This window comes from Luteimonas panaciterrae (genome assembly GCF_020511115.1).
Classification (GTDB): domain Bacteria; phylum Pseudomonadota; class Gammaproteobacteria; order Xanthomonadales; family Xanthomonadaceae; genus Luteimonas; species Luteimonas panaciterrae.
Window position 1 is genome coordinate 21,771 of record NZ_JAJAVH010000004.1, and the last position, 12,655, is coordinate 34,425.

The following is a 12,655-nucleotide window of genomic DNA, read 5'->3' on the forward strand; positions in this document are numbered from 1 at the left end:
AAATGGAAAGACCTATGAATATCGAGTCCCTGGCCTGGGACAAGCAAGACGGCCTGCTGCCGGCGATCGTGCAGGATGCGTGCACCCTGCGTGTGCTCATGCTCGGCTACATGAACCGCGAGGCGCTCGAGACGACATTGCAGAGCGGACGGGTCACCTTCTTCAGCCGCAGCAAGCAACGGTTGTGGACCAAGGGCGAGGAGAGCGGCCACGTGCTCGAATTCGTTTCCGTCGAGACCGACTGCGATAGCGACACTCTGCTGGTGCAAGCAAATCCGCGCGGGCCGACCTGCCATCTCGGGCGCACGAGTTGCTTTCCTGAGGCGCCGAGCTCGCAGCTGGGCGCGCTCGACGCGCTGATCGAGCGCCGCGAGCGCGAGCGTCCGACCGACAGCTACACCACGCGCCTGTTCGAAGGCGGCACGCGCCGCATCGCCCAGAAAGTGGGAGAGGAAGGCGTGGAGACGGCTCTGGCGGCGGTTGCCGAGGGCGATGACGCGCTGCTCGGCGAGGCCGCCGATCTCGCCTACCACCTGCTGGTGCTGCTGCGCGCGCGTGGCTTCGGCCTGGCCGATCTGGAGGCCGCTCTGCGGAAACGTGAGCGCTAGCGCTCGCGCATGACGTTCCGTAGATAGGGGCGAGGGGAGCGGCGCGGCATAATCGCGGCTTCCCACCAGGATGCCGGCGATGAGTCATCGCTTCCTTTGTGTATGTTTCCTGTTGATCGGCAGCGCCGCCGCGCATGCCGCGACGATCCGTGGTGTCGTGTTCGACGACGGCAACGGCAATGGCCGACGCGATCCGGGCGAGCGCGGCATCGTGGATGTCGCGGTGTCGAACGGGCGCGACATCGTCCGCAGCGATGCGGCGGGGCGCTACACGCTGGAAACCCGGCCGGGCTTGCCGGTGTTCGTGATCAAGCCGGCTGGCTGGCGCGTGGAAGCGGGCGGCGAAGGGCTGCCGGGTTTCTGGCGCGAGTCGTCGTCCGATGCCGACTTCGCTCTGCGCAAGGCACCACGGTCGAAGCGTGCGCTGGACGTGCTCGTTTTCGCCGATCCGCAGCCGAAATCGCAAGTCGACGTCGACTACTACCGTCGTGACATCGTCGAGCCGCTGATCGGCAAGACCCAGGCCACGCTGGGCCTGAGCCTGGGCGATATCGTCAACGACGATCTCTCGCTTTATCCCGGCATGAATGCCGTCACCACGCGTCTCGGCGTGCCGTGGCTGCACGTCGCGGGCAATCACGATCTCGATGCGGACGCGGGTGACGACGAAAGCTCGCTGCGCACGTTCCGCCATCACTTCGGCCCCGACACCTTCGCATGGGAGGAATCGCAGGCGAATTTCGTGCTGTTCGACGACGTGATCTCCCAACCTGGGATGAAGCCCGCCTATGTCGGCGGCCTGCGCGAGGATCAGCTCGCGTTCCTCGAAGCTTATCTGCGCGATGCACCGAAGGATCGCTTGCTGATGCTCGGCATGCATATTCCGCTGTTCGAACCGGATGGGGAAGACACGTTCCGGGACGCCGATCGCGAGCGCCTGTTCGCGCTGCTGCAACCATTCCCGCACGTGCTGGTGCTGAGCGGGCACAGTCATACCCAGCGTCATTTCTTCCATGACGCGAAGACGGGTTGGCATGGCGCCCGTCCCTTGCACGAATACAACGTCGGTGCCGCCTGCGGTGCGTTCTGGAGCGGCGTCAAGGACGCGCAGGGCATTCCCGACACGACCATGAGCGATGGCACGCCGAACGGCTACGCGACGCTGCGGATCGATCGCGCTGGCGGTTATTCGTTGGCCTGGCATCCGGCGCGACTCCCCGCGGGTGATGCCGCTTTCACCGCGGAGATGGCGCTGCATGCGCCGAAACTGCTGCGCAAGGGCGCGTATCCGGCGGCGGGCGTGTACGCGAACGTGTTCATGGGCGGCGACGACACGCGCGTGGAGTACCGGATCGACGGCGGCGACTGGAAGCCGATGCGGCAGGTCGCGCAACCCGATCCCGGCGTGCTCGCGGAGAATGCGCTCGATGATGCGGCGACGGCGCTGCGCGGCTACGATCGCGCGGCCCAGGCCACGCCATCACCGCATTTGTGGCGTGGCACCTTACCCACCGATCTGGCGCTGGGCGAGCACGTGGTCGAAGTCCGTGCTTTCGATCAATGGCAGGGCGAGCGGGGTGCGACGACGCGTTACGGTCTGGCGGAAGCGCAACCATGAAGATGTTGGGCGATTTCCACGATGTTCTTCGTTGGAGTGGCTTCGCTTCCTTGATGATGTGCATCGCTGCAGGGACGGCCCTGCACGCGAGAACACCACCGAAGGTCGAAGCCTGGATTCCCGAGGGTGTATCCAGCGACCAGTTCGAATCCCATCCCGCCTTCGACCCTACCAACGGCGATTTCTATTTCGTTCGCAGCAATCCGCAATTCAAGGGCTGGCGCATCCTAGTCAGCCAGTGCGGCGCCGAAGGCTGGACGTCGCCGCAGCCGGTGGCATTTTCGGGTGATGGCGTGGAAGCCGATCCCTGGTTCGCCGAGGCAGGGCGCACGCTGTACTTCATCAGTACGCGCTCGACCGACGGTATCAAACGCAAGGATCTCGACATCTGGCGCGTGCAGCGCAATGCCGACGACAGCTGGGGCACGCCTGAACGCTTGCCGGAGCCGGTGAATTCGACTGGGAACGAATGGTTTCCGCGCCTGGACAAGGATGGCTGGCTGTATTTCGGTTCCGATCGCCCTGGCGGGCTCGGCAAGACCGACATCTGGCGCGCGCATCGATCGCAGGACGGTCATTGGACAGTGGAGAACGCGGGCACGGCGCTCAACACCGCCGACGACGAATACGAGCCATTGCCGGCACCGGATGGCCGCACGCTGATTCTGATGGCCAACGATGGCCTTTACCGAAGCGAGCGTGATGCGCGTGGTGCGTGGCGCCCACGCGAGAAGCTGCCGGCGCCGATCAATGTCAACGGCAGCGAGATCGGCGCACTGTTCTCGCCGAGTAGACACTCGCTGCTGTTCGCGCGCGATCTCAAGGGCGAGAAGTCGGGCGAATTCTTCGTCTGGCGCCTTCGCGGCGACGAAGCATGGCCGCCGGCCTGTCCGGCATCGGACGCACAAGGAAAGGTGGACAAGCATGGTCGCTGAGCTGCCGACAGACTTGCCGATCCGGCATTTCCGCAATGCCGCTGCCTTCGAGAAATGGCTTGCGGCAAATGTGGGCGAGAAGGGGCTCTGGCTGAAGATCGCCAAGAAAGAGTCGGGCATCGCTTCGGTGACGTATGCCGAGGCAATTGAAGTCGCACTGTGCCACGGGTGGATCGATGGCCTGAAGCGTAGCTGCGATGCGCAATTCTTTCTGCAGCGTTTCACGCCGCGGCGCCCGCGCAGTCTGTGGTCGAAGATCAACATCGCTCATGTCGAGCGCCTGACCACCGCCGGCCGCATGCAACCGGCCGGCCTGCGCGAAGTGGAGGCCGCCAAGGCCGACGGCCGCTGGCAGGCCGCCTACGACAGCGCGACGACGATGGAAGTACACGCGGAACTGGCGGTGGCGTTGGCGAAGAATCGTAAGGCCAAGACCTTCTTCGAGACGCTCGACAAGACCAACCGCTACGCAGTGTGCTGGCGCGTGCAAACGGCAAAGAAGCCGGAGACGCGCGCGGCCCGCATCGAGAAGCTGGTGGCGATGCTGGCGCGCGGAGAGAAGATCCACTGAGGCAGATTGCTCGTCATTTCCGCAAAGGTGGGAATGACGAAGAACTTCCCTGGCCAAAAACGAAAAACCCACGCATCGGCGTGGGTTTCGTTAACGACTGGCTGGCGAGCGGATGCTGGCGGGCGAATCGTTGTGCGCGTGGCTGGCTGGCGTTGAGCTGGCTGGCAGCGCCCGCGCAGTGTAGCGGGGCGCGTTTTTCGATGACGAAATGAGAATCGCTTTCAGCTGTGGCGGGCCGCCTCAGCGGTCGTACGGATAGGTCACCGATGCTCCGATCTGCAGTTGCCGCTGCCAGGCCTGCAGCCGAGGGACGATGCCGTCGCCGACGTCGATCTGGGGCATCGACGGTTCCTGGCCGTCCTCGCGCTCCCATTTCGCGATCTCGGCCGTGGCGATGTCGTAGGCGCCGATGAAGCTGTCACTGTGGTTAAGCCCGTCGACGAGAAAGGCGCGACCGAAATAGGTGATGTTGGATTCCACGCCGCAGCCGAACGAGGTGCGGTCCTCGCGCGATGCGGTGATCACCAGGCTGTCGCTGCTGCGCAGGCCCGGGACGAAACCGCCCGAGTAGCAGGCCGAGACGATCACGATGCGGTTGCGGATGCCGGAGGCATTGAGCGCGCCGCGCAGCTGTTGCGGATCGATGGTGGTCTGGAAGACGGGCAGCAGTTCCGAGATCAGCTCGTGCTTCTCGGTGCCGTGCGTGGTGAGGAACAGCAGCACGATGTCCTCGTCGCGATCGACGATCTTGCCGATGCCGGCCAGGGCCAGGCGCAGGTTGTCGAGCGTCGCCAATGGCCGCTGCGCATCGCCGAGGCTGTCGAGGTGGTTGACCAGCGTCACCACGCGTCCGCTGGTGCCGAAGCGCTGCGACATCAGCGTGTCGAGATATGCGACTTCGTTGCGGAACACGTCCTCGTTGCCGTCGCCGGCGAAGCCGACCACGTAAAGATCGACCTTGCCCGGCCGCTGCGGCGACAGGCCAGCGAGGGATTTCTGCAATAGCTCGCGATCGCGTTCGGGAACACTGATGTCGTCGCCGGCTTGGGCAGGCAGGGCGGCCAGCGCGAGCGCCAGCCAGACGAGTGCGTGCAGTGCGGACTTCATGTGTCGTCGGGTCGTATCTCGGCGAAGCTTTCCACGCGGGGATGGCCGTGCGTGGCCTCGCCCGTGCGTGGCTGCGGGTAATCCTCGCGGCGATCGACCAGCACCGTGCGCAGGCCGGCTTCGCGGGCGGCGTCCAGTTCCTCGACGACATCGGAGAGGAACACGATCTCGCCAGGATCGTGCTTGCCAGAGCCGTGCCCCAGCACTTCGGTGATGCGGCGATAGCTGCCGGATTCGCGCTTGCCGCCGACTTCGGTGTCGAAGAACGCGCCGAACACAGGCAGTAAATCGCCGGCCTCGGTGTAGCCGTATAGCAGTTTCTGCGCAGGCACCGAACCGGAGGAATAGACGGCCAGCGATCGGCCTTCCTCGTGCCAGCGGCGCAGCGCCGCGGCCGCGTCGGGATAGATGTGCGAGGTGTAGTCGCCGCTGCGGTAGCCGTCGGCCCACAGCATGCCTTGCAGCGCTTTCAACGCGGTGTGCTTGCGATCCTGGTCGATCCAGCCTTGCAGCGTCTCGACGATCACATCATCGCTGCAGATGCCGCCTGCCGCCTCGATCGCCACCGCGTCGAGCCAGCGCCGCACTTCCGGTTCCTGCCCGTGCTCGCGTACGAAGCGCGGCAGCTCGCGGCGCGCGTACGGGAACAGCACGTCCTTCACGAACGAGATGCTGCTGGTGGTGCCTTCGATGTCCGTGAGAATGGTGCGCATGAGGTGTGAGAGTCTGAGATTCTGCTTTTGCTCGTCATTCCCGCGAAGGCGGGAATCGATGGACTTTGCGGTTGATTTCGCAACTCAGGCACGAACGTCCATGGATTCCCGCCTTCGCGAGAATGACGAAGGATTTGGAAGGCTGGTGTGCGTCAGGCCGCCTGTTTCTCGTAGCGCGGGAAGCGCTGCGCGATGTCCGTCCCGGTGAAGTGGCCGATCCAGCCGTCCGGCTGCTGGAAGAACCGGATCGCGACGAAGCTCGGCTCGGCGCCCATGTCGAACCAGTGCGTGGTGCCGTCGGGCACGGCGATCAGGTCATTCTTCACGCATTCGATCTCGTAGACCTTGCCACCCACGTGCAAGGTGAACAGGCCGGAGCCGTCGACGAAGAATCGCACCTCGTCTTCCTTGTGGTAGTGCTCGTCGAGGAACTTGCCGCGCAGCTCCTCGCGCTTCGGATTGTCCGGCGCGATGCTGATCACGTCGATCGTGGTGAAGCCGCGTTCGGCGGTGATGCGGTCGATGTCGGCCTGGTAGGCGGCGATCACTTCTTCCTGGCTCGCACCGGCCTTGATCGGCTGGTTGGCCTGCCAGCGTTCGAAGGTGACGCCGATCTTGTTCAGTTCGCGCGCGATGGCATCGCCGTCGTGGCTCACGAACTCGGGCGCGTCGGGGGCGTTGTCGGCGAAGATGCGGAGTCTGCTCATGGGGGAGACCTCGTCGGGTGAGGAGCCGCGCTTGGCCGATGTCCTATCGACATCGGCTGCGGCTCCGAACGCCCGGCCATGGATGGCCGGGCCGGACGTTCCGAAGCCGACATGACAACGCCATGGACGGCTACGGCGTCTTCAAGATTAACAGTTGAAGATGATCGTTCCTATCTAAGCGCTGGAACGGCAGGATTCAAGCCTTGGAACGTCGGGCCGGCGCATTGTCCGGGGCCTGCGAAACCGCCGTCTCAGGCGGTATGCAGCTTGCGCAGCTCCAGTTCGCAATTGATCAGGAACTCGAACGCTTCCAGATGACGCCGCGCCTCGGCCATGTCGCGGCCCCAGGCGTACAGGCCGTGGCCGTCGATGAGGTAGCCCCACAGCCGGTCTTTGTCGAGCAGGGCGTCCACCTGGGCCGCCAGCGTCGGCATGTGCTGGGTGTTGGCGAAGACCGGCACGTCGATCATCGTCTCGTGCGTGGTGTTGCCGTGGAAGGCCTTGAGCAGCTCGTAGCCTTCCAGGCGCAGATGGCCGGCGCCGGCGAACAGGCGCGAGGCGACAGTCTGCGCCTGCGAATGGGTATGCAGCACGCAGCCGATTTCCGGGAAGCGCTTGTACAGCTGCGTGTGCAGCAGCGTTTCCGCGGACGGCTTGTGCTCGGTGGCGACGGGCTGGCCGTCGAAGTCGACCACCATGATGTCCGACTCCTTCAGCTTGCCCTTGTCGCGGCCGGAGACGGTGATCGCGGCGAAGCGGTCGTCGAGGCGGCGCGAGAAGTTGCTGCTGGTGGCCGGCGTCCAGCCGCGCGCGGCCAGCTCGCGGACGTTGATGATGATCTCGCCGGCGAGGTCGCAGAAGCGGTGATAGTCGTAGGGCAGGGCGCTCATGCCGCGAGTTTACAAACAAACCGGTGGGCGGCGGTGACAGGAACGTCCGAATTTCGGAAAACCGCCCTTCGGGCGGCGGTTGCTTATTTCTGTGGCTGGTTGCGCAGCCGGCTATGGCGGTACCCGTAACCGAAGTAGATCAGGAAGCCGATCGCGCTCCAGCCCGCCATCAGCATCCAGTTGTGCGGACCCATCGGATACAGCAGTGCCAGGCAACTGAGGACACCCAGCGTGCAGAGCACCGGCGCGAACGGCATGCGGAACGGGCGCGGCAGATCCGGCTGGGTGCGGCGCAGGATCAGCACGCCGGCGCAGACCGCGGCGAAGGCGATCAGGGTGCCCATCGAGGTTAGGTCGCCGAGGATGTCCAGCGGGAATACTGCAGCCAGCACGGCGATGCCGATGCCGGTGATGACCGTGTTGATGTGCGGCGTGCGGTATTCGGGATGGATCCTGGTGAACAGTGGCGAGAGCAGGCCGTCGCGCGCCATGATCATGAAGATGCGCGGCTGGCCGATGATCATCACCAGGATCACCGACGACAGGCCGATCAGCGCGCCGATTTCAACGATGACGCGCAGCCAGCCCAGTCCCGGATGCGCGGCCACCGCGGTGACCACCGGCTCGTCGGTGCCGAGCAGCGTGTACGGCACCAGTCCGGTCATGACCGCCGCCATGGCGATGTAGAGCACGGTGCAGATGCCGAGCGAGAGCATCATGCCCAGCGGCAGGTCGCGCTGCGGGCTGTGCGATTCCTGCGCCGCCACCGACACCGCCTCGAAGCCGATGTAGGCGAAGAACACCATCGACGCGCCGCGCAGCACGCCTTCCCATCCGTATTTGCCGGGGCCCTGGCTTTCGGGGATGAACGGCGTCCAGTTCGCCGGCTCGACGTATTTCCAGCCGACCGCGATCACCAGAATGATCAGCCCGGTCTTGAGGACGACCATCGCCATGTTCATCGCCGAGGACTTGCTGATGCCTACATAACAAAGCCAGGTCAGCAGCAGCACGATGCCCGCGGCCGGCAGATTGAGAATGGCGCCGGTCGGATGCAGCTTGGCGTCGAGCGGCGCCTGCACCAGCGCCTTTGGCAGCACGATGTCGAAATGTTGCAGGAGACTGAGGAAATAACCGGTCCAGCTCGCCGCCACCGCCGAAGCGGACAGTCCGTATTCCAGCACCATCATCCAGCCGATGAACCAGGCCGCGCCTTCACCCAGCGTCGCGTACGTGTAGGTGTAGGCACTGCCGGAGACCGGCACCATCGCCGCGAATTCGGCGTAGGCCAGCGCGCAGAAAGCGCAGCAGATTGCCGCCAATACGAAGGAAAGCATGATCGCCGGGCCGGCATGCAGCGCCGCCGCCTTGCCGGTGATCACGAAGATACCGCCGCCGATCACCGCGCCGATGCCGAGCGCGGTGAGCCCCCACGGGCCGAGCACGCGGCGCAGGCTCAGACCCTCGGCGTCGCTATGCGCGGCGTGCGGGTGTTTGGTAGCCAGAAGTTGTCGCAACATCGTCCGTTCCGGTTGAATGGAAAGGCCAGCGAATGCCTCGCTGGCCTTAGTGGCATCTTGCCGATCAGCCGGCCGCGATGGCCGCCTTGCGGATCTTGCTGTTGCGGTAGCCGTAGACGAAATAGATGACCATGCCGATCGCGACCCAGGCTGTCATCAGACGCCAGTGCTCGGAGAAGGCCTGCCAGAACAGGAACAGGCAGGCGAGCGCGCCCACCGGGCAGACCACGATGGCGAGCGGCACGCGGAAGGGGCGCGGCAGGTCTGGGCGCGTATAGCGCAGCACGAGGACGCCAATGCAGACCGTCGCGAAGGCGAGCAGGGTGCCCATCGAGACCAGTTCGCCCAACACGCCGATCTCGAAGCTGGCGGCCAGCGACGCCGCCAGGATGCCCACGATGATCGTGCCGACGTAGGGCGTCTGATACTTGGGATGGATCTTGCTGAAGAATCGCGGGATCAGGCCATCCTTCGACATCGTATAGAAGATGCGTGGCTGCGCGATCGCCATCACCAGGATCACCGAGCTCAAGCCGGCCAGCGCGCCGATCACCACGAGCCCGCGCAACCAATTCAACGACGTGTACTGGGCCAGCGCGGTGGCGACGGGCTCAGGCGTGTTGAGGATGCGGAAATCAGCGATGCCCGTCAGTGTGCCGGACACGAGGATGTAGAGCAGGGTGCAGATGAAGAGCGAGCCGAGGATGCCGATCGGCATGTCGCGCTGCGGATTCTTGGCTTCGCCGGCCGCGGTGGAGACCGCGTCGAAACCGATGTAGGAGAAGAACACGATCGCCGCCGCGCGCGCGATGCCGCCCCAACCGAACTTGCCCGGACCTTCGCTTTCGGGAATGAACGGATGCCAGTTTTCCGGCTGGATGTAACGGACGGCAACGGCCAGGAACAACAGGATCACTACCAGTTTGATCGTCACGATGATGGCGTTGACGAACGCCGACTGGGTGATGCCGACGTAGCACAGCCAGCTGATCGCGGCGACGATGCCGATCGCAGGCAGATTGATCACAGTACCGGTTGGTGTAGGTGCGCCGTTGACGAAGGTGAAGGGCGCGGACGCCAACTCCTTGGGCAAGGCGATGGATGTCCCTGTCAAATCGCTTAGCAGTTGCAGGAGTTCATTGAAGTAGCCCGACCAGCCTACCGAGACCGTGGCGACCGCGAACAGATATTCCAGTACGAGACACCAGCCGATGAACCAGGCGACGAACTCGCCCAGCGTGGCGTAGGAGTACGAATAGGCGCTGCCCGACACCGGCAGCATCGCCGCAAATTCTGCGTAGCAGAGGCCAGCCAGGGCGCAGGCGAAGCCCGCGAGCACGAAGCTGAGCACCACGGCCGGACCCGCGTGCGCGGCGGCCGCTTGCCCGGTCAGCACGAAAATGCCTGCTCCGATCACGCCACCGATGCCCAGCATCACCAGATGTTTGGCGGTCAGCGCTCGTTTGAGCGTCGCCTCACCCTGCAGATGATCGGCATGGGCGGGCTCACCGGCGTCGACATGCGGCGCCGGCTCCACCGGCTTGGTGATGAACAGGCCTCTCGACATCGAATTCCCCTCTCCCAAAGAAAAAATGTGACTGAACTCGCCATTCTTGGATGGCGATGACCGTGACCGGTGCTAGGCGGCGGGCCACCATACCCCACGGGAGAAACGGGGAGCAACAGGCGATGGTCATGCGCTTGCCGGCATACTTGTCGTTTCGACTCCAGCGATCGCGCACCCAGGCATGCAGGCGAGACATTCAGACCCGATCGAGCGGCTACGTTCCAATTTCATCGATTATCGGCAGCGTTGGCCTGCTCAGGCGGAGGAAACGGCGCTGTTCCTCGAACTGCTCGACGACTCCGAGAATCCTTTCGAACGCGCACGCCTGGCCGGCCACTTCACCGCCTCGGCCTGGCTGATCAGCGCCGACGGCCAGCGCCTCCTGCTCACCCACCACCGCAAGCTCGATCGCTGGCTGCAGCTCGGCGGCCACGCCGATGGCGACACCGATCTGCAGCGGGTGGCGCTCAAGGAGGCGGAAGAGGAATCCGGTCTGACCGATCTTTCGGTCGAGGCCGGCATCTTCGACCTCGACCGGCACTGGATTCCGGAACACAAGAACGTGCCGGGCCACTGGCACTACGATGTCCGCTACGTCGTGCGCGCACGGGGGCAGGAGGCGTTCGTCATCAGCGACGAATCCAACGCGCTGGAGTGGCGTGACATCGAGGACCTGTTTCGCGATCCATCGCTGGACCCGTCCATCCACCGCATGGCGGAGAAGTGGAGCCAGCGCGCGACATGAATAGGGGCCGGTGCCAGGCCTCCCATATGACACCGTTGGCATAGGGATCAACAGGTGGCAACGGCTTCACGGCCCCCGAAATCGGCCCTGAGAAATTGTTACATTTGCTACCAACATCGTTTTAGACTTGGGATGTCCGGGAGTTCGTGGCGCCAGCCGTCGCGTCCCTGTCTCTCGTCGGGAGTGCGGCGTCCGCCGCGACACCACTACATGTGCGGAGGCAATGCATGAAACGTGTTTTGAAAGCTGGGGGCTTCAAACAGCTGCTTCTGTTGGGCGCCGTGGGTTTCGTGACGTTGTGGACGGCCGGCAGCTCCGCCGGCACGACGGCGCAAGGCGGTTGGCTGATCAGGTATTACTCGGGGCCGGATTACGCCGTGGTGACCGGTCAAAGATATGTGCAGTACGCCCCTTGCCCAGCGGGCGTCGCAACTCCCGCCTCGTGGGGAGACGCAACGAAGTATTCCAAGGAAATGGCCTATAACTGCAGCACGCTGCAACCGATGCAGCGCTGAGCGCCAGGTTCCAAAACGCGAAAGGCCGGGCATGTGCTCGGCCTTTTCGTTTGTGTGGAGAACGAACGGCAGCACATGGATGCCAATCGAAGACCAACGACATAGGCCATCATCTTCGGCCCGCCGCACACAGAGCTATATTTGGAATCCGAACGCCGCCATCAGCCGTCACGTACTGCTGAAGCTTTTCGGCGAGTCTGCGCCGATATTCTGCCTGCCGCCCGGACGACTTGTCGGAAAACAACGAGGCAAATCCCGGCGAAACATCCATTAGGTACTGCGTGCAGTCATCGGTGGACGCAAATGCCAAGGTCAGCGTGACCTCTTCAGTGCGAACATCCGAAAATCCGGCATCAATCATTTCCGTTTCCAGCGCATTCTCAGGCGGAGAAGGCTCGGGCGACGGCATATCGAACATCTCTCGGGCGACAGTCATCGCAAGGCTCGCCAGGGGGCGGGCCTTCGGCCCGGCTTCCCAGACAGATGCGACGAACGAGCCATCGAGCGTCAGCATGCGTCGTATCGCGATCAACGCGTTCGACGGATTCGATAGATCTGTTGGACCCCAGCGCCAGAGAATGGCGTCAAAGCTGCCGTCGCGGAAATCCAGTCGCTCGGCATCCGCTTCCAGGAACTCCACATTCGTCAGCCCCAATGCAGTTGCCCGCTCTCGGGCGATATCGAGCATCTGAGAGGAGAGGTCCGTCGCGACGACCCGTCCCGCGGGACCAACACGGCTTGCCGCCAGCAGTGCGGGCTCGCCAATCCCGGTTGCAATGTCCAACACCCGTTGGCCCGGTTTGACTTCCGCCAGTTCGATCATGCGCTTGCTTACGTCTTGAGCGCCATTTTCGATAGTCAGCCACCACTTCTTCCAGCCGATCGCAACGCTATCCCACTGTTGGCGTTGCTCCTCCTTGTTGTGTGCCAGGTCATTGGATTGGGTGTTCATGGATTCGATCTCATGCTTCTTGCCAAACAATATTCAGGGAGCACAAAGGCCGCTACTCGGCCGATGGCCAGAATGGAGATCAAGTGACAAGGTGCGGATGGCGATTGCGTTCGGGGTTTCAGCGCTAGTGCTCGTGGGGAGGCATCTCGCTAGTCAAGGCGGATGGGCTCGCCTCATGTCCCCAATTATGCCTCTCGATGCCCCGAT

13 protein-coding genes are annotated in these 12,655 nt (G+C 63.9%); 6 read left to right on the top strand and 7 right to left on the bottom strand.

Annotation, left to right across the window (positions count from 1 at the left end; genetic code table 11):
• Positions 1–14: 14 nt before the first annotated feature.
• From hisIE to LG367_RS04970, 4 genes are all read left to right on the top strand, one after another.
• Positions 15–608 carry a bifunctional phosphoribosyl-AMP cyclohydrolase/phosphoribosyl-ATP diphosphatase HisIE gene (gene hisIE / locus LG367_RS04955; protein WP_264179793.1) on the top strand — a complete coding sequence of 198 codons (594 nt, stop codon included), beginning with the start codon at positions 15–17 and terminating at the stop codon, positions 606–608.
• 79 nt (positions 609–687) lie between these two features.
• Entirely contained in the window at positions 688–2,226 is a 1,539-nt protein-coding gene (locus tag LG367_RS04960) for a calcineurin-like phosphoesterase C-terminal domain-containing protein (protein ID WP_226468130.1), read from the top strand.
• Positions 2,223–3,161 (top strand): TolB family protein, encoded by a 939-nt coding sequence (locus LG367_RS04965; protein ID WP_226468131.1) that lies wholly within the window; start codon positions 2,223–2,225, stop codon positions 3,159–3,161. The genes LG367_RS04960 and LG367_RS04965 overlap by 4 nt, the downstream gene beginning before the upstream one ends.
• Complete coding sequence (locus tag LG367_RS04970) at positions 3,151–3,732, top strand: YdeI/OmpD-associated family protein (RefSeq protein WP_226468132.1); 582 nt, start codon at positions 3,151–3,153, stop codon at positions 3,730–3,732. Before LG367_RS04965 ends, LG367_RS04970 begins: the two co-directional genes overlap by 11 nt.
• A gap of 240 nt (positions 3,733–3,972) precedes the next feature.
• Here the strand turns inward: LG367_RS04970 and LG367_RS04975 are convergent, their stop codons facing one another.
• The 6 genes from LG367_RS04975 to LG367_RS05000 form a co-directional block, all read right to left on the bottom strand.
• Entirely contained in the window at positions 3,973–4,839 is an 867-nt protein-coding gene (locus LG367_RS04975) for a C13 family peptidase (protein ID WP_226468133.1), read from the bottom strand.
• Positions 4,836–5,552 carry an acireductone synthase gene (gene mtnC, locus LG367_RS04980; RefSeq protein WP_226468134.1) on the bottom strand — a complete coding sequence of 239 codons (717 nt, stop codon included), beginning with the start codon at positions 5,550–5,552 and terminating at the stop codon, positions 4,836–4,838. The genes LG367_RS04975 and mtnC overlap by 4 nt, the downstream gene beginning before the upstream one ends.
• Before the next feature lie 152 nt (positions 5,553–5,704).
• Positions 5,705–6,259, bottom strand: coding sequence for a 1,2-dihydroxy-3-keto-5-methylthiopentene dioxygenase (locus LG367_RS04985; RefSeq protein ID WP_226468135.1), 555 nt, complete (start codon positions 6,257–6,259; stop codon positions 5,705–5,707).
• Positions 6,260–6,510: 251 nt separating this feature from the next.
• Complete coding sequence (locus LG367_RS04990; protein WP_226468136.1) at positions 6,511–7,149, bottom strand: methylthioribulose 1-phosphate dehydratase; 639 nt, start codon at positions 7,147–7,149, stop codon at positions 6,511–6,513.
• Positions 7,150–7,232: 83 nt separating this feature from the next.
• On the bottom strand, positions 7,233–8,669 hold the full coding sequence (locus LG367_RS04995) for an amino acid permease (RefSeq protein ID WP_226468137.1): 1,437 nt from the start codon (positions 8,667–8,669) through the stop codon (positions 7,233–7,235).
• 64 nt (positions 8,670–8,733) lie between these two features.
• The gene (locus LG367_RS05000) at positions 8,734–10,236 is read right to left on the bottom strand and encodes an amino acid permease (RefSeq protein ID WP_226468138.1); all 1,503 of its coding nucleotides are present in this window, start codon (positions 10,234–10,236) and stop codon (positions 8,734–8,736) included.
• Positions 10,237–10,417: 181 nt separating this feature from the next.
• Between LG367_RS05000 and LG367_RS05005 the strand changes: the two genes are divergently transcribed.
• Positions 10,418–10,981: an NUDIX hydrolase gene (locus LG367_RS05005; RefSeq protein WP_226468139.1), complete on the top strand. Its 564-nt coding sequence runs from the start codon at positions 10,418–10,420 to the stop codon at positions 10,979–10,981.
• 227 nt (positions 10,982–11,208) lie between these two features.
• A complete protein-coding gene (locus LG367_RS05010) occupies positions 11,209–11,496 on the top strand; it encodes a hypothetical protein (protein WP_226468140.1) in 288 nt (95 codons plus the stop codon).
• Positions 11,497–11,605: 109 nt separating this feature from the next.
• Here the strand turns inward: LG367_RS05010 and LG367_RS05015 are convergent, their stop codons facing one another.
• On the bottom strand, positions 11,606–12,448 hold the full coding sequence (locus LG367_RS05015; protein ID WP_226468141.1) for a class I SAM-dependent methyltransferase: 843 nt from the start codon (positions 12,446–12,448) through the stop codon (positions 11,606–11,608).
• Between the last annotated feature and the right edge of the window lie 207 nt (positions 12,449–12,655).